Below are 16,875 nucleotides of genomic sequence, written 5' to 3'. Positions count from 1 at the left end.
AGCATGTTTTGATGCTGGATTGCCGAACGGATGGGCTGCAGAACACGGTTTTGCCCAACAGACAGCCAGAAGACCGTTTGCATACACACGGTCCCAGTTGACGCGCCCCCCATTCGGTGTGCCATCTACTGCCAGCCAATTGGGCGGCCAGCTTTCACGGCCGTCCTCATCACTATGGGAACCAGACGGGGGACAACCATGCTGGATAAAGAACTGCGTTCGATGATCGGCAAAGTGAAGGATGGGCGGATGGATCGCCGCGCCTTCATCCAGCGTCTGGCTGCCGTCGGTCTCACCGCACCCCTGGCCAATCAGATCCTCGCGCTCGGCGGCGTCGCCATGGCCGAGGGCGTCTCGACCTACAAGCCGACCAAGCGTGGCGGCGGCGGTGCGCTGAAGCTGCTGTGGTGGCAGGGTCCGACCCTGCTCAATCCGCATTTCGCCACCGGCACCAAGGACCAGGACGGCTCGCGCCTGTTCTACGAACCGCTCGCCTGCTGGGATCCGGACGGCAACATGAAGCTGGTGCTGGCGACCGAAATTCCCTCGATCCAGAACGGCCTGCTCGCCGCCGACGGCAAGTCGGTGACGTGGAAGCTGAAGCCCGGCGTGAAGTGGCATGACGGCAAGCCGTTCACGGCCGACGACATTGTCTTCACTTGGCAATATATCAAGGATCCCGCGACGGCGGCCGTGACCATCGCAAGCTATCGCGACATCACTGTCGAGAAGATCGACGATCTCACGGTCAAGATCACTTTCCCGAAGCCGACACCGTTCTGGGCGGACGCCTTTGTCGGAGCCCCGAACACCATTCTCCCCAAGCACCTGTTTGCCGACTACACGGGCAGCAAGTCACGGGAAGCGCCGACCAACCTTTCTCCAGTCGGAACCGGTCCCTACAAATTCGTCGAGTTCAAGCCGGGCGATCTCATCCGCGGCGTGATCAATCCCGACTATCACATGGCCAACCGGCCCTACTTCGATACGATCGAGATGAAGGGCGGCGGCGACGCCGTCTCGGCCGCGCGTGCGGTGATCCAGACCGGCGAATATGATTTCGGCTGGAACATCCAGGTCGAGGATGACGTGCTGCTGCGTCTGGAGAAAGGCGGCAAGGGCAAGACGGTGTATGCCGTGGGCGGCGACACCGAATTCATCGCGCTCAATTTCACCGACCCGAACGTCGAGGTCGACGGCGAGCGTTCGTCGATGAAGACCAAGCATCCGCTGTTCTCGGACCCTGTCGTGCGCAAGGCGCTGTCCCTGCTGGTCGACCGCGAGTCCGTCAAGAAGGCGATCTACGGCCGCGCCGGCCGCACCACCTCCAACTTCCTCAACGGCCCGGAGAAGTTTGTTTCCAAGAACACATCCTGGGAATTCAACATCGAGAAGGCCGCCAAGATGCTCGACGACGCCGGCTGGAAGCCCGGTGCCGACGGCATCCGCGAGAAGGACGGCAAGAAGCTGAAGATCCTGTACCAGACCTCGATCAATGGTCCGCGCCAGAAGACCCAGGCCATCGTCAAGCAGGCCTGTCAGAAGGCCGGCATCGAGGTCGAGCTGAAATCGGTGGTGGCATCGGTGTTCTTCTCCTCCGACGTCGCCAACCCCGACACCTATCCGAAGTTCTACGCCGACATCGAGATGTTCCAGATCCCGCTCAGCCAGCCGGATCCGTCGCAGCACATGCGCCGCTACCTCTCCACCAGCGCCGCGACCAAGGAGAACAAGTGGCAGGGCACGAACTTCCCGCGCTGGGTCAACAAGGACTATGACGCCGCGATCAACGCGGCCGACATGGAAATGGACCCGGTGAAGCGCGCGGCGCTCTACATCAAGGCCAACGATCTGATGTGGGAAGACACGGTGTTCATCCCGGTGCAGCATCGTCTGAAGGTCGAGGCGGCCGCCAACAATCTGCGCCCGGTCGTTTCGGGCTGGGCCAACGAAACCGACAATCTGTTCGACTGGTACCGCGAGGAATGATCCCCCAACTCTAGACGGGGCCTTCCCTCATGAGCCAATACGTCCTGCGTCGCCTGCTGATCGCGATTCCGAGCCTGCTCGGAATCTCGGTCGTGCTGTTTGTCGTGCTCGCGCTTGCGCCCGGCGATCCGTTCTCCGAACTGGCGACCAATCCGAATGTGCCGCCGGAAGTGCAGGCGGCGCTTCGGGCCAAGTTCGGCCTCGACGATCCGATCCACCTTCGCTACCTGCACTGGCTCAACGCCATGCTGCACGGCGACTGGGGCTTCTCCTTCGTCAGCCGGATGAACGTCGACACGCTCATCCTCCAGCGCCTGCCGGCCACGCTCTACGTGATCGGCTCGGCGCAGATCCTGGCGCTGCTGATCGCGATTCCCGTCGGCGTCTATGCGGCCACGAAGCCGTATTCGCTGTTCGACCAGATCGCCAACACGCTCGCCTTCGTCGGCTTCTCGCTGCCGACGTTCTTCACCGGCATCCTGTTCATCCTGATCTTCTCGGTCACGCTGGACTGGCTGCCTTTCGTCTACACCACCGACATCAAGGGCACCGGCATCCACTGGGTGCTGGAGATGATCCGTCAGGCGATCATGCCGGTGGCGGTGCTCGGCCTGTTCCAGGCGGCGTCGATGACGCGTTTCGTGCGCTCGGCGATGCTGGATGTGATCCGGCTCGACTATGTCACCACCGCCCGCGCCAAGGGGCTCGGGCAGGCCAAGGTCATCGTCAAGCATGTCATGCGCAACGCCATGATTCCGGTCGTGACGTTGATCGCGCTGCAAATGCCCGCGGTGTTCGGCGGCGCCATCGTCACCGAGCAGATCTTCCGCATTCCCGGCATCGGCTCGCTGCTGATCTCCTCCATCCTTTCCAACGACACGCCGGTGGTGATGGCCGTCACCTTCGTCTTTGCGTGTCTCGTCGTGCTGTTCAATCTCATCGCGGACGTGCTTTATGGCTGGCTTGACCCTCGCATCTCCCTCCGCTGAGCGGCGCGTCTACTCGCCCTGGCGCGAGACGTGGCGGCGCTACAGCCGCCACAAGCTTGCCGTGGTCAGCGCGTTCCTGCTGCTCGTTCTGATCCTGGCAGTGGTGCTCGGCCCCTTCGTCTGGCGCGTCAAGATCGACGACATCGACATCGTCGCAGGCATGCAGGGGCCCTCGCCGGCCCATCCCTTCGGTACCGACGATCTCGGGCAGGACATCCTCGCCCGCATGATCTATGGCGGGCGCATCTCGCTCGCGGTCGGCCTCGCCGCGATGCTGGTCTCGGTCTTCGTCGGTGTGCTGATCGGCGCGCTCGCCGGCATGTCGCGCGGTGCGCTCGGTCACGGGCTGATGTGGCTTACCGATCTGTTCCTGTCGCTGCCGCAATTGCCGCTGCTGCTGCTGCTGATCTATCTCTTCCGCGACGGCCTGAAGGCCGCGTTCGGTCCGGAGGGCGGCATCTTCATCCTGATCGTGCTCGTGATCGGGGGCCTGCGGTGGATGCCGGTGGCGCGGCTCGTGCGCGCCCAGTTTCTGTCGATCCGCGAGAAGGAGTTCGTCGAGGCCGCGCGGGCGCTCGGGGCGAGCCCGGTGCGGCAGGTGGTGAAGCACATCCTGCCCAATGCGCTCGGTCCGGTGATCATCGCCGGCACCATCGACGTCGCCGCCGCCATCATCGCGGAATCGACGCTGTCCTTCCTCGGCCTCGGCTTCCCGCCGGATACGCCGACCTGGGGCCGGCTGCTGTATGACGCCAAGGACTTTCTCGACATCGGCCCGCACTGGGCGCTGTTTCCGGGCGGCGCGATCTTCATCGCGGTGGTCGCCATCAACTTCATCGGCGACGGCCTGCGTGACGCGCTCGATGCGCGACGGGTGATCTGATGGCGCCGCTGCTCGAGATCAAGGGACTGAAGACCCACTTCTCCACGGACGACGGCATCCTCCAGGCCGTCGACGGCGTCGACATCTCCATCAACCGGGGCGAGACGCTCTGCGTGGTCGGCGAATCCGGCTGCGGCAAGACCGTCACCGCGATGTCGATCCTGAAGCTGATCGCGATGCCGCCGGGCCGCATCGCGGCGGGTCAGATCATCTTCGAGGGTCGCGATCTCGTGCCGCTGACCAGCAACGAGCTCGACGAGATCAGGGCCAAGGAGATCGGCTTCATCTTCCAGGAGCCGATGACCTCGCTCAACCCGGTGCTCACCGTCGGCGAGCAGATCGCCGAAAGCCTGCGCCGCCACGAGGCCGTGACCCGGAAGCAGGCGCTCGAACGCACCATCGAGATGCTGAAGCTGGTGCAGATCCCCAACGCCGAAGGCCGCGTGCACAATTATCCGCACCAGTTCTCCGGCGGCATGCGCCAGCGCGTGATGATCGCGATGGCGCTCGCCTGCAAGCCGAAGCTGATCATCGCCGACGAGCCGACCACTGCGCTCGACGTCACCATCCAGGCGCAGATCCTGGATTTGCTCCAGGACATGAAGGAGCGCTTCGGCATGGCGGTGATGCTGATCACCCATGCCATGGGCGTCGTCGCCGAAACCGCGCAACGCGTCGTCGTGATGTATGCCGGCAAGGTGGTCGAGGAAGCGCTCGTCGACGATCTGTTCGGCAATCCCGGCCATCCCTATACGCAGGGGTTGATCCGCTCGATCCCGCGCATCGACCTCGACAGCGAGCACAAGACGCGGCTCGAGGCGATCGGCGGCTCGGTGCCGATCCTGATCAATCCGCCGGTCGGCTGCCGCTTTGCGCCGCGCTGCAAGTTCGCCATGAACGTCTGCACCGAAAAGGAGCCGCTGCTGCGCGAGATCGCACCCGGCCATCGCATGGCCTGTCACCTCGGCGATACAAATCTGGGAGGCGCGGCATGAGCGAACCCTTGCTGCAGGTCTCCAACCTGAAGAAGCACTTCCCGGTGCTCGGCGGCCTGCTGTCCCGCCAGGTCGGCACCGTCTATGCGGTCGACGGCGTGTCGTTCTCGGTCAACCGCGGCGAGACGCTCGGTCTCGTCGGCGAATCCGGCTGCGGCAAGTCGACGACGGGGCGCTGCGTGCTGCGCCTGATCGAGCCGACCGACGGCGAGGTCACCTTCGACGGCCAGGACGTGCGCAGCCTCGGCGGCAACGATCTGCGCGCGATGCGGCGCAACATGCAGCTGGTGTTCCAGGATCCGTTCGCCTCGCTCAATCCGCGTATGACGGTCGGCGCGATTCTCGGCGAAGCCTTCACCATCCATAACCTCGCCTCGTCCGCCAAGGAGCGGGAGGAGCGCGTCGCCGGCCTGCTGGTCAAGGTCGGGCTCAAGGCCGAGCACATGCGGCGCTATCCGCACGAATTTTCCGGCGGCCAGCGCCAGCGCATCGTGATCGCGCGGGCGCTCGCGGTCGAGCCGAAGCTGATCGTCTGCGACGAGCCGGTGTCGGCGCTCGACGTGTCGATCCAGGCCCAGGTCATCAACCTGCTTGAAGACCTCCAGGCCGAACTGAACCTCACCTATCTCTTCGTCGCGCACGACCTCTCGGTGGTCGAACACATCTCCGACCGCGTCGCGGTGATGTATCTCGGTCGCATCGTCGAGCTGGCGAAGGCCAGCGATCTCTACCGCAACCCGCAGCATCCCTACACCAGGGCGCTGCTGTCGGCGGTGCCGGTGCCCGATCCAAAACTCAAGCGTGAGCGCATCCGCCTCAAGGGCGACGTGCCGAGCCCGATGAAGCCGCCGTCGGGTTGCCACTTCCACACCCGCTGTCCGATCGCCCAGCCGCGCTGCGCGGAAAGTGCGCCCGTGCTGAAGGAAGGGGCGGGCGGGCATTTCGTGGCGTGCCATCTGGCCTGAGGCCGTAGAAGGCGGATTCAGTCGTGATTGAGGCCGTGCTCAGACAGGGCCTGCCTGAACATCTCCACGGACGTGTGCTGATGCGCGAACAGGCCCGCCTCTCGCGCGCCGGCGACGTTGGCTGCGAGATCGTCGACGAACAGGACGGTTTGCGGCCTCAAGCCGAGCTCCGAGAGGCAGAGGCGATAGCAGTGCGGGTCCGGCTTGGCCGTCTTGAATTGCGCCGAGGTGTAGATCCGGGCGCCGAACAGCGGGCGCAACTCCGGCAGCAGCGTGTCGATGTGGTCGGCGACCAGCGTGGTATTGTTGGTCAGGACGGCAATATCGACGGTCTTTCGCAAGCTGCCGGCGATGTCCAGCATCGCGCCATCCGCCTGCATCGAACGGCGCCGGGCCTCCACCCACTCGTCGAGTGAGAGCGGATAGCCGATGCGTTCGCCAAAACCTCGCAGATAGTCGGCAGCCTCAAGCGCGCCGGAATCGCCGAGCAGCTCGAATCCGCTGTCCCAGATCGCGTTGTGCACGGCTTCGCCGCTGGTCCCCGCAAGCTGCGCCAGATAGGCGACGCGCGTCGCCCTGTCGTAGTCGCAAAGCACATTGTCCATGTCGAAGAGGACGAGCTTGATGGCATCAGTCACGGCGGACTCTCAGATGGCCCAATATGCGATCCTGATTGGAATCATATCCGGTCGGAATGCAGGCGACAAATCCGCTCGTTGGCGTCCCTCACGGCTGTGAGGTACGACGCCGGGCCAGTTGATGCAGCACGGTGTCGATCGCCGGGACCGATCCGGTTTCGCGCAGCCAATTGTCGGCCAGCTCCCTCAACTCGCCCGGTGTCAGCCCGAATTTGCGGCGGAAGGCGCGGATGAAGGTCGAGTCGCTGCTGAAGCGCATGCCGACGGCGAGGTCGATCAGCCGCTTGTCCTGCGCAGATGGGGAGATCAGTTGCCGAAAGGCGAGATTGAGCCGCTGCTCCCGGACGTAATGCGCAAGTCCGCCATCGGCCTCGAACTGCCGATAAAGGGTCGCGCGCGAGATCCGGAAGTGGCGGCAGAGCTCGGCCGCGGTCAGCGCGTCGGTCTCGAGATTGTCCGCGATGCGGCGCTTGATCATCGTAAGATAAAGATGCCGCTCGGCCCGTTCGACGCCCGCCGCAATGTCTGCGGTACCGCCCGCGGCTGCGGCCACGAGGTCGGCGATCGCCTCGATCGTGGCCTCGACGTTGGCGGCCTCGGGCGCCGGTGGCAGTCCAAGCGCCGCAAAATGGCTGGCGATCAGGCGAGCATGCGGGTGGTTCGCCGGTAGCAGGGTTGCCGTGGCCGAGTCCGGATGTGCGAGCCGCGGCGCCAGCATGGCACGTTGCAGGATGATCGCGATCAGGTGGGTGCGGCCGCCGCCGCCACGCAGTGCCGTCCGGTTCGGTTGCGCCATGTCGAGCAGGCAGATGTCGCTGGACCCCAGCGTCACTTCGCGACGACCTGAGCTGAACCGCATCTCGCCTGCGACGCAGAGGGTGATCTGAAAGTGGTCCATCGCGCCGCGGGCGACGTGCGCGGGCGTCCGGTCGTATTCGAGGTCGGTGGCACGCGTCTCGACCAGCAATGCATTGCCGGTCATCTTCGTCAGGCTGGTGACATGGAAATCGTCATCCGCGGTGAGCGGAATGACGTCACAGATGTCGGCCGTCATCGCGCGCAACTGCGCAAGCGCACTCGACCCGCGCTCGCCATCATCCGCCGGCGTGCTCTCGTTCGCGACCGCTCCGTCCACGCTGTCCCCCGATCACACGGGCCGCACGGACGAAGGCCATGCAGAGCGCCGATATCGAGCTGGTTATCTAGTCTTTCGCACCATGCGGAGCAACTGCGCGGCAGGGCGCGAATCCGGGTTGTGATGCAATTGCATCAATCGCCCCATGAATCGGCCGCTGAGACTCCGGGCACAACGGTCTGGCCAGCGTGTCGTTACGGTCCGCCCGGTGCGCATGCCGAACGCAGGATAGGGAAGCCGCGAGGTTGATGCTCGCGCCGGCGCAGAGCGAGGTTTGATGCTGGTGGGAATGATGTCGGGCTGCCGCGCGTGCATGCGGGCGGTCTGGATCGCGGCTTTCGGGCTCGCGATTGCACATGTGACAGGTACGAGCGTGGCGCAAGCCCAATGTGCGAGCAATACCTGCACCGTCACGATCGCGAGCGACCCGGGTACCGCTTCGAGCGGCACGACGGGCGCCGCCGGTACGCTGAGCTACGCGCTTGCCTATGCGAATGCGCGATCCTCGCCGGTCACAATCAACATCCAGACGGACGTCACGCTGGCGGGCCCGCTGTCGCCGATCTTCAATTCGCTGACGATCAACGGCAATGGGCATACCATCGACGGTGGCGGCACCCAGCGGATATTCTTCGTCGGCGTGGATACGGAGACGAAGACCGGTGCTGCGGTGGTTGGTTCGGTCGTCGCGCAGACGCAGAATGTCAGCATCAGCAATGTCACCCTGGCCAACGGACTTGCCCAGGGCGGCGCGGCCGGTGCTGCCGGGGGCGGCGGGATGGGGGCGGGCGGAGCGCTGTTCGTCAACCAGTCGGCCAACGTGAGCTTGTCCGGCGTCAGCTTCAGCAACAACCGGGCGATTGGCGGCGCAGGGGCCGCGTATTTGAGTGGCGAGCCTGGGGGCGGCGGAGGGCTTGGTGGTGGTGGGGGTAGCGCGGTCTCCCTATCCGCCGGTGGTGGCGGCATTTTCGGTCAGGCAGGTAACCACCTTGGCGGTGGGGGCGGTGTTTTCGGAAATGGTGGCTCTATCGCGGGCGGCGGCGGCGGTTATTCCGGCAACGGCGGAACTTTCACGAGCGGTCCCGGTGCCGGAGCGGACGGCTTGCTTGGCATTTCCGGGCTGACGGGGGGCGCCGGTTCCGGTGCCGTGAGCAGTGGTGTTGGCAACAATGGCGGCGCCAATGGCGGAGGGGGCGGAAGCCAGATCCAGACCGCTCAGGGGGGTGGCGGCGGTTTCGACGGGAAGAACGGCATCTACAACATCGGCGGTGCAGGCGGCTTTGGTGGTGGCGGCGGCTACGGCGACAACGCGGGCAATGGCGGCGCCGGCGGCTTTGGCGGCGGTGGCGGCGGCGGCAATACCGATGGAGGCAAAGGTGGCTTCGGCGGCGGTGGCGGCGGAAGTCGTGGCTCCAATTATTTTGGGGCGAACGTGGGCGGGGCTGGAGGATTCGGTGGCGGCGGTGGCGGCAGCCCAACGCTCGCAATTTCCGGTACTTCGATCGGCGGCGCCGGTGGCTTCGGCGGCGGTGGAGGAGCAGGATACGATGCAAGTGGCGCCGGCGGGTTTGGCGCCGGTGACGCGACTGCTGGCGTCGGCGGGGGCGGCGGCGCGATGGGCGGTGCGGTGTTTGTCGCAAAGGGCGGCACGCTGACCATCACCGGCGACGGCTCGACGTCCGGCGGCAATGTCACCGGCGGCACGGGTGGCAATGCAGGCTCGGCATTCGGTTCCGGCATTTTCGTGCAGGGCTCGACGCTGGCCTTCGGTGCCGGCAATTTCATCTCCTCCGACGTCATCGCCGACCAGAACGGCTCCGGCGGCAGCAGCGCCGCCGACGGCTTCGGCGGCATGGGCGGACAGAGCTCGATCACCAAGAGCAATGGCGGTACGCTGACACTGTCGGGCGCCAACACCTATAGCGGCGGCACCACCATCAACGAAGGCTCGACGCTCGTCGTCGGCAATGCCAATGCGCTCGGCACCGGCAAGCTGACACTCAACGGCGGCGCCACGGGCGTGACCGTGAATTTCAACGGCAGCTTCACCATCGCCAACGACATCGCCGCGAGCGGCGATCCGACCTACAACGTTCTCACCGGCAACACGGTGAATCTTTCGGGCGTTCTCTCCGGCTCCGGCGACGTCGTCGTCAACGCGGCGAGCGGCTATGCCGGAACGCTGATCCTCTCGGGCGTCAACACCTATACCGGCCCGACTGTCGTGAACGCCGGCATCTTGCAGGCTGGCTCGACCAGCGCCTTCGGTAGCAATTCCGCGGTCACGGTCGCCGGCGGCGCCGTGCTCGATCTCGCCGGCTTCTCCAATGCCATCGGCTCGCTCGCCGGCGCCGGCACCGTCAGCAACAGCGGCGTCGCCGCCACGCTGACCACCGGTGGCGACGACACGTCCACGGCGTTTTCTGGAACGATCCAGGACGGCGCGGGGTCGTTCGCGCTGACTAAGACCGGGACCGGCCTGTTGCTGCTGTCCGGTCACAACACCTATACCGGCACGACCACCGTCAGCGGCGGCACATTGCAGGTGAACGGATCGATCGCGTCATCCAGTCTGACGACGGTCCAGAACGGCGCGGCACTCAGCGGCAGTGGCACGGTCGGGTCGACCGTGATCGGCAGCGGGGGCATCTTCGCACCGGGCAACGGCACGGCCGGCACGTCGATGGCCGTGAGCGGCAGCCTCGCTTTCGCGTCCGGCGCGGTCTATCTGGTCCAGGTCAGTCCCGCGGTGGCCTCGTTCGCCTCCGTTAGCGGTGCGGCGACGCTCGGCGGCGCCACGGTAGGCGCGGGGTTCGCGAGCGGCAGCTACATCCCGAAGCGCTACACTATCCTGACCGCGAGTGGCGGGGTCAGCGGCACGTTCGGCTCGCTGGTCACGACCGGCCTGCCGGGCAACATCAGAAGCGCTGGCTTGAGCTATGATGCCAACGACGTCTATCTCGACCTGGTCCTGAACTTTGGAATTCCGACCGGCCTCAACGGCAACCAGCAGCATGTCGGCGACGCGCTGACGAATTTCTTCAACACCAACGGCGGAATCGCCGCGCTCTATGGTGCGCTGACGCCGGCTGGCCTGACGCAGGCTTCCGGCGAGCCGGGAACGGGGTCGCAGCAGACCACGTTCAACGCCATGAGCCAGTTCATGGGCCTGCTCACCGATCCCGTCGCGTCACGCGAGGGCGGGCCGGGTTCGGCCAGCGGCGCAACCGGGTTTGCCGAGGAGGATCAGGCCAGCGCCTACGCCGCACGCAAGCGCACCGATGCCTTCGCGATGATGACAAAAGCCGGGCCGCAGACCTTTGCGCAGTCCTGGAGCGTGTGGGCTGCCGGCTTCGGCGGATCGCAATCGACCGACGGCAATGCTGCGGCCGGCTCGAATGACACCACGAGCCGCATCGCCGGCACCGTGGTCGGAGCCGACTATCGGCTCTCACCGTCCACGAAGCTCGGCTTCGCGCTCGCCGGTGGCGGCACCAGCTTCGGCGTGAACGGCCTCGGCTCGGGTCGCTCCGACCTGTTCCAGGCCGGCGCCTATCTGCACCACGCGAACGGCCCGGCCTACGTCTCCGCCGCGCTGGCCTATGGTTGGCAGAACATCACCACCGATCGCACCGTGACGATCGCCGGCGCCGATCGCCTGCGCGCCGCGTTCGACGCCAATGCCTATTCCGGTCGTCTCGAAGGCGGCTACCGCCTGGTCGCGTCGTGGATCGGTGGGATCGGCCTCACGCCTTATGGCGCGGCGCAGTTCACGACGCTCGACCTGCCGGCCTATGCCGAACAGGCCGTCTCCGGCTCATCGGCATTTGCCTTGAGCTACGCCGCGAAAAGCGTGACCGATGGCCGCAGCGAGCTCGGCCTGCGTACCGACAGGTCGTTCGCGACGCAGGACGGCGTGTTGGCCCTGCGCGGCCGTGTCGCCTGGGCGCATGATTTCAATCCCGATCGTACGGCCGCAGCAACCTTTCAGGCGCTCCCGGTCGCAAGCTTCGTCGTCAGCGGCGCAGCGCAGGCCCGCGACGCCGCGCTCACGACGGCTTCGGTCGAGATGAAGTGGCTGAACGGCTGGTCGGCGGCGGCCACGTTCGAAGGCGAGTTCTCCAGCGTCACCCGCAGCTACGCCGGCAAGGGCAGCGTTCGCTACGGCTGGTGAGCGATGGGTCCCTTCACGCGCTCTTCGCGGGCCAAGGCACGACCTGTCCCGACATCACCAGCCGATCGCGGCCGCTATCCTTCGCGGCATAGAGCGCGCGGTCGGCCGCAGCGACCAGCGTGCTGAAGTCCGTGGAGGTCAGGGACGGAAGACCGGTTGCGGCGCCGACGCTTACCGTGACCAGCCGGGAAGGCGGATTTTGCGCATGCAGCATGGCAAGATCGGACAGCGCCTGGCGAACCGCTTCCGCGACCTCCACGCAGCCATCCGGACCTGTGTTCGGCAACAACACGGCGAATTCCTCGCCGCCGTAGCGCGCCGGGAGGTCGGCGGGACGCCTGGCCTGGGCGGATAGGATCCGGCCCAGCGCGCGCAGGCACCCGTCGCCTGCCAGATGCCCGTAATGGTCGTTGAATTTCTTGAAATGATCGACGTCGATCAGCAGGAGCGAAAGCTGCGTGCCGTCGCGCCGGGCGCGCGCCCATTCGTCGGCGAGGCGTTCGTCGAATGCGCGCCGGTTGGCAAGGCCGGTGAGGCCGTCGGTCCTCGCAAGCGAAGCGAGCTTGTCCTGGAGATCCTTCTGCTCGGTCATGTCGCGCACGACCGCGACGACGCCGTCGATCGCGCCGCTGTCCGATGCCACCGTCACGTGCAGCGCCGCCTCCGCCCAGATCTCCCCCTTGTCGCGATGACGCTGGCGATAGACGAACCGCGCTTCCTCGGCCTCGCCGCTCTTCAGCGCGGTGATGGCCTGAGCGACCCGTTCCATGTCGTCCGCGTGAATGCCGGCCAGGGCCGACGTGTTCAGCAGTTCCTCGGCGGTCCAGCCGGTGATGCGCACGCATGACGGAGAGACGTAGAGCAGCCGGTCATCCAGCCCGATCCGGGTCACCATGTCGCTGGATTGCTCGGCCAGCAGTCGGAAATTTGCCTCCTTGGCGACCAGGGCCTGCGCCATGCGCTGCCGCTGCCAGAGCTGACGGACCAGGTAGGAGCCGATCACCGCGATCAGCAGGACGAGGCCGACGACGAAGGTTATGCGCGCGGCGGCGGCGCGTCGCCAGGGAGCCAGCACATCGTCCCGGGACTTACTCGCCAGCACCATCAGGGGATAGCGGCTGCTGCGCTGGTAGTAGCTCAGGCGCTGCACGCCATCGAGCGGCGACTTGAAGTAATAGACCGCTTCGGCGGGGCGGCTGTCCCAGCCTTTGAACAAGGGCGCATTGGACAGGTCGCGTCCGACGAAGGCGCCGCTCACGTCTCGGCTGCGTGCCAGCATGATGCCGCCATTGTTGAGCAGTGACGCCGAGCCGTTCGGCCCGATGTCGAATCGCTCGTAGAATTTGACGAAATAGCTGACGTCGATCGTGAGCAGGGCAACGCCGGCGAAGCCGCCGTCGGGATCGTTGATCCGTCGGGATGCCGTAATGATCCACTGGCCCCCGGAGCGGCTCTTGATGGGCGGTCCGATCAGCGTGCCCGTCTCCGGGGAGTTGCGATGGCGCTGGAAATATTCCCGGTCGCTGTTGTTGAGCTTGGAAAAGTCGAGACGCTCGGTCGTGGCAAGCCATCGGCCCGTCGCGTCATAGACGAAGATGCCCCGGATGCGGTCCGATGATTTGCGCGTCGGCAGATAGGCCTGGAGCTTCGTGATCGTATCGGGGCCGGTCCCGTCGAGTTCGAGCCGGTGGACCAGTCCGACCAGGAGCGTATCGACCAGCTCGAACGTATCGTCCGCGTGCTGGATCAGCGAATGTGCGAGGTTGGCGACATCGATCTCGGCGTTCCTGAGATCGACATTGCGAGCTTCCCATTCGCGCCAGGCGCTGAGGCCCAGGATCGTCACGCAAATCAGCCCAACGAAGCCCGCCGCCCAGAGCGGAAGGCGCGTCTTGCCGAGTTCGCGGCTCGTGACCATCAGGCTTGCTCCAAATCGGAGCAAACCTCTCACTTTCGTCTTAACGGCCTCTTGCAAAATCTGCAATGATTGTGCGGGGTCCGTAATCAACCGGTGGGATTGCAGGCATCGTCAGGGCCGGTCGGCTGAGACACGTTACCGCAGTGCGACAGTTCCGTTCTGCCGCCTGCCGCTTCATCCCTCCAGGGTGAAGCCGACGCGCAGCGTCACCTGATAGTGGCGCACGGCGCCGTTCTCGATGTGGCCGCGCGTCTGCACCACCTCGAACCATTTCATCTCGCGAATGGTCTTGGACGCGCGGCTGACCGCGTTCTTGATCGCGTCCTCGATCGAGGTTTCGGACGATCCGACGAGATCCAGGATCTTGTAGACGTGATCACTCTCGGTTGCGGGCATGGGTCTTCCCTCGTTTCATCTTGCAGCGGACAAACGCGCTCGATGGAACGTGCATGCGAGCGCATGGCGCTGACTGTGAACGGGCGTGGGCGCTTCGGGTTCCCAGCGCCCGATGGCCCGCATGCGCCAGCCGAGGTGGAGCGGGCCGCGCTTGCCTGCTAAGTTGCAGCGGGGATGGAGTCGCCAACCTCGCGGCGGTGGGGAGGCGGGAGAAATGCTTTTCAAATCGCCCGCCGGCGTTGGATGCCGCGGTTGCCCGCGCCAAGACGGATGAGCTAACCTCTGCGCATGTCGAGGCAGCTTCGAGTGCGGTGATGATCGGCCGTTGGACGAGGGGCACTCTGGTTGCGATCGGCCTCGGCGTGCTGCCTGCGCCTTGTATTGCGCAGGATGAGCTCGATCGCGCGCCGGCGAGCATGTCGCTGCAGGTGACGACCGATCCTTCCACCATCGTGTGTCGCCGGCTCGACACGGTCAATCCAGCTTCGCTGGTGTTCCTGCCGCTGCGCCGGACCTTCAGCGAGGATTTTGACGAGCATCCGCTGTCGAACGGACGCTGGGTCCCGCATTATGCGGGCGGCGCGGCCTGGCCGGAGGCGCGCTATTGGGGCGGCGACGGCTCCGACTTCAAGCGCAAGACCAGCGCCAATGGCGAGCAGCAGATCTACGTCGATCCGCGCTACGCCGGCCGCGCGGCCGCGCCGCTCGGGCTCGATCCATTCAGGGTGAAGGACGGCGTGCTGTCGATCATCGCCAGCCGCACGCCGCCGGACTTGAAGCCGCTGCTGTTCAACAACGAGTACATCTCGGGCATCCTGACGACCCAGGGCACGTTCGCCCAGAAGCACGGCTATTTCGAAATTCGTGCCAAGGTGCCGGTCGGCCATGCGGTGTGGCCGGCGTTCTGGATGCTGGCGGACGATGGCGGCTGGCCCCCGGAGGTCGACGTGCTGGAAGGCCGCGGCGAAAAGCCAGGCGATCTCGTGATGACGACGCATTGGCGGATCCCCTCGACCCAGAAGATCCAGTCCTGCGGCTTCGATTTCGCGGTCGGCGACGCCTCGAGCGTGTTCCACAATTACGGTGTGCTGTGGCAGGAGGATCGGCTGGTCTATTTCATCGACCGCAGGCCGGTCTCCGACATCAAGGTGCCGATCGGCTTCGACGATCCCATGTACATGATCGTCAATCTGGCGATCGGGTCGAAATTCTTTCTCGGCGTCGGTCCCGTCGACGCGGAATCGCCGCCGAGCGTCGCATTCGAGATCGACCGGATCTCGGTCTATCAGATCGATCTGGAGCTGGCACGGAGATAGCGATGTCAGCCGATGTCTCGCGGCGCCGTTTTGCCAAGCTCACGGGCCTCGCCGCGCTGGGCGTAGCCGCAGGTGCTAGGGCCGCGGAGAATGAAAAGTCCGCATCGACCGACCGCCACCTGCCGGCACCATTCCCGAAGGATTTTCTGTGGGGAACGGCGACCTCGTCCTACCAGATCGAGGGCGCGGTCAACGAGGACGGTCGCGGCAAGTCGATCTGGGACATCTTCAGCCACACCCCCGGCAAGATCGAGGACGGCTCGACCGGCGACCGCGCCAACGAGCACTATCATCGCTACAAGGAGGACGTCGCGCTGATCAGGGCGCTCGGCGTCACGGCGTACCGTTTTTCGATCGCATGGCCGCGGGTGTTTCCGGATGGCGCGGGCCAGCCCAATCCCAGGGGACTCGACTTCTACGACCGCCTCGTCGACGAGCTGCTCGCGAACGGGATCGAGCCTTACGCCACGCTCTATCACTGGGACCTGCCGCAGGCGCTGCAGGATCGCGTCGGCGGCTGGTCGTCGAGCGACACCTCGAAGGCTTTTGCCGACTACGCTGCGCATGTCGCCGCGCGCCTGACCGATCGCGTCAAAAACATTTTTACCGTGAACGAGGTCGGACGCTTCGTGAATTTCGGCTATGGCTGGGGCATCGATGCGCCCGGCCTCAAGCTGCCGGCCGCGCAACTCAACCAGGCCCGCCACCACGTCGCGCTGGCGCACGGGCTCGCCGTGCAGGCGATCCGCGCCTCCGGCCGCGCCGGCACCCGCGTCGGGGCGGCCGAGAACATCGCCGCCTGCGTGCCGGCGATAGCGACGCCGGAAAACATTCGCGCCGCCGAGAGCGCGACGCGCGAGCTCAATGCGGGCTTCCTCGGCGTGGTGCTGGAGGGCAGATACACCGAGGGCTTTCTGGCCTATGCCGGCGCGGACGCGCCGAAATTCACCGCCGAGGAATTGAAGATCATCGGCACGCCGAACGACTTCGTCGGCCTCAATATCTATGCGCCGCAATACTACGTCACGGCCTCCGACAGCGCGCCTGGCTTCCACGTGCTGCCGTTCCCCACCTCGTTCCCGCACATGAATTCGGAATGGCTGCGGGTTGGCCCCGAGGTGATCTACTGGGCGCCGCGGCTTGCCGCGAAAATCTGGAACATCGAGAACATCTACATCAGCGAGAACGGCACCTCGTCCGAGGACAAGATTTCCGCCGACGGCCAGGTCTACGACCTCGACCGCATCATGTTCCTGCGCAATTACCTGTCCCAGATGCAGCGCGCGACCGCCGAAGGCGTGCCGATCCGCGGCTATTTCCTCTGGAGCCTGATGGACAATTTCGAGTGGATTTTTGGCTACGGCAAGCGCTTCGGCCTCTACCGGGTCGATTTCGAGACGCAGGCGCGGGTGCCGAAACTGAGCGCGGCGTTCTATCGCGACGTGGTGGCACGGAACGCGATCGGGGGGTGAGGCCA

12 protein-coding genes are annotated in these 16,875 nt (G+C 65.5%); 8 read left to right on the top strand and 4 right to left on the bottom strand.

Translation table 11 applies throughout. The features are described from left to right. Positions 1-198: 198 nt before the first annotated feature. Genes AABA84_RS03835 through AABA84_RS03815 form a run of 5 tightly spaced genes read left to right on the top strand, consistent with a single transcriptional unit; the run spans position 199 to position 5,821 of the window. Positions 199-1,989 carry a peptide ABC transporter substrate-binding protein gene (locus AABA84_RS03835; RefSeq protein WP_212247247.1) on the top strand — a complete coding sequence of 597 codons (1,791 nt, stop codon included), beginning with the start codon at positions 199-201 and terminating at the stop codon, positions 1,987-1,989. Between the two features lie 29 nt (positions 1,990-2,018). Then, complete coding sequence (locus AABA84_RS03830; protein ID WP_152103647.1) at positions 2,019-2,978, top strand: ABC transporter permease; 960 nt, start codon at positions 2,019-2,021, stop codon at positions 2,976-2,978. After that, a complete protein-coding gene (locus AABA84_RS03825) occupies positions 2,944-3,861 on the top strand; it encodes an ABC transporter permease (protein WP_028139904.1) in 918 nt (305 codons plus the stop codon). Before AABA84_RS03830 ends, AABA84_RS03825 begins: the two co-directional genes overlap by 35 nt. Continuing rightward, the gene (locus tag AABA84_RS03820) at positions 3,861-4,856 is read left to right on the top strand and encodes an ABC transporter ATP-binding protein (protein WP_212247246.1); all 996 of its coding nucleotides are present in this window, start codon (positions 3,861-3,863) and stop codon (positions 4,854-4,856) included. The genes AABA84_RS03825 and AABA84_RS03820 overlap by 1 nt, the downstream gene beginning before the upstream one ends. Beyond that, a complete protein-coding gene (locus AABA84_RS03815; protein ID WP_212247244.1) occupies positions 4,853-5,821 on the top strand; it encodes an ABC transporter ATP-binding protein in 969 nt (322 codons plus the stop codon). Before AABA84_RS03820 ends, AABA84_RS03815 begins: the two co-directional genes overlap by 4 nt. A gap of 17 nt (positions 5,822-5,838) precedes the next feature. On the opposite strand, the gene AABA84_RS03810 is transcribed toward AABA84_RS03815, so the two are convergent. Together AABA84_RS03810 and AABA84_RS03805 are read right to left on the bottom strand one after the other, a co-directional pair. After that, complete coding sequence (locus AABA84_RS03810) at positions 5,839-6,459, bottom strand: HAD family hydrolase (protein WP_338311431.1); 621 nt, start codon at positions 6,457-6,459, stop codon at positions 5,839-5,841. A gap of 88 nt (positions 6,460-6,547) precedes the next feature. Beyond that, positions 6,548-7,594 carry a helix-turn-helix domain-containing protein gene (locus AABA84_RS03805; RefSeq protein ID WP_338311430.1) on the bottom strand — a complete coding sequence of 349 codons (1,047 nt, stop codon included), beginning with the start codon at positions 7,592-7,594 and terminating at the stop codon, positions 6,548-6,550. A 277-nt stretch (positions 7,595-7,871) separates the two neighbouring features. On the opposite strand from AABA84_RS03805, the gene AABA84_RS03800 reads away from it, so the two are divergent. Beyond that, on the top strand, positions 7,872-11,768 hold the full coding sequence (locus AABA84_RS03800) for an autotransporter domain-containing protein (RefSeq protein ID WP_338311428.1): 3,897 nt from the start codon (positions 7,872-7,874) through the stop codon (positions 11,766-11,768). A 13-nt stretch (positions 11,769-11,781) separates the two neighbouring features. Here AABA84_RS03800 and AABA84_RS03795 read toward each other — a convergent pair whose 3' ends face one another. Further along, positions 11,782-13,686: a sensor domain-containing diguanylate cyclase gene (locus AABA84_RS03795; RefSeq protein WP_338311426.1), complete on the bottom strand. Its 1,905-nt coding sequence runs from the start codon at positions 13,684-13,686 to the stop codon at positions 11,782-11,784. Between the two features lie 174 nt (positions 13,687-13,860). Next, complete coding sequence (locus tag AABA84_RS03790) at positions 13,861-14,082, bottom strand: dodecin (protein WP_212247240.1); 222 nt, start codon at positions 14,080-14,082, stop codon at positions 13,861-13,863. Positions 14,083-14,396: 314 nt separating this feature from the next. Here AABA84_RS03790 and AABA84_RS03785 point away from each other — a divergent pair, with 314 nt between their 5' ends. Next, positions 14,397-15,398 carry a glycoside hydrolase family 16 protein gene (locus AABA84_RS03785; RefSeq protein ID WP_338309670.1) on the top strand — a complete coding sequence of 334 codons (1,002 nt, stop codon included), beginning with the start codon at positions 14,397-14,399 and terminating at the stop codon, positions 15,396-15,398. Positions 15,399-15,400: 2 nt separating this feature from the next. Beyond that, entirely contained in the window at positions 15,401-16,870 is a 1,470-nt protein-coding gene (locus AABA84_RS03780; RefSeq protein WP_338311423.1) for a GH1 family beta-glucosidase, read from the top strand. Positions 16,871-16,875: the final 5 nt, after the last annotated feature.

This window comes from Bradyrhizobium sp. TM239 (genome assembly GCF_036247985.1).
Taxonomy (GTDB): domain Bacteria; phylum Pseudomonadota; class Alphaproteobacteria; order Rhizobiales; family Xanthobacteraceae; genus Bradyrhizobium; species Bradyrhizobium ottawaense.
The sequence above is the reverse complement of the archived record's forward strand: the minus strand, read 5'-3'. Positions and strand labels throughout refer to the sequence as shown.

Excerpts from the sequence above, each read along its gene's own strand:
- AABA84_RS03815 (WP_212247244.1), top strand. The coding sequence starts at position 4,853 with ATGAGCGAACCCTTGCTGCAGGTCTCCAACCTGAAGAAGCACTTCCCG.
- AABA84_RS03820 (WP_212247246.1), top strand. The coding sequence starts at position 3,861 with ATGGCGCCGCTGCTCGAGATCAAGGGACTGAAGACCCACTTCTCCACG.
- AABA84_RS03800 (WP_338311428.1), top strand. The coding sequence starts at position 7,872 with ATGCTGGTGGGAATGATGTCGGGCTGCCGCGCGTGCATGCGGGCGGTC.
- AABA84_RS03780 (WP_338311423.1), top strand. The coding sequence starts at position 15,401 with ATGTCAGCCGATGTCTCGCGGCGCCGTTTTGCCAAGCTCACGGGCCTC.
- AABA84_RS03825 (WP_028139904.1), top strand. The coding sequence starts at position 2,944 with ATGGCTGGCTTGACCCTCGCATCTCCCTCCGCTGAGCGGCGCGTCTAC.
- AABA84_RS03795 (WP_338311426.1), bottom strand. The coding sequence starts at position 13,686 with ATGGTCACGAGCCGCGAACTCGGCAAGACGCGCCTTCCGCTCTGGGCG.
- AABA84_RS03785 (WP_338309670.1), top strand. The coding sequence starts at position 14,397 with ATGATCGGCCGTTGGACGAGGGGCACTCTGGTTGCGATCGGCCTCGGC.
- AABA84_RS03835 (WP_212247247.1), top strand. The coding sequence starts at position 199 with ATGCTGGATAAAGAACTGCGTTCGATGATCGGCAAAGTGAAGGATGGG.
- AABA84_RS03790 (WP_212247240.1), bottom strand. The coding sequence starts at position 14,082 with ATGCCCGCAACCGAGAGTGATCACGTCTACAAGATCCTGGATCTCGTC.
- AABA84_RS03830 (WP_152103647.1), top strand. The coding sequence starts at position 2,019 with ATGAGCCAATACGTCCTGCGTCGCCTGCTGATCGCGATTCCGAGCCTG.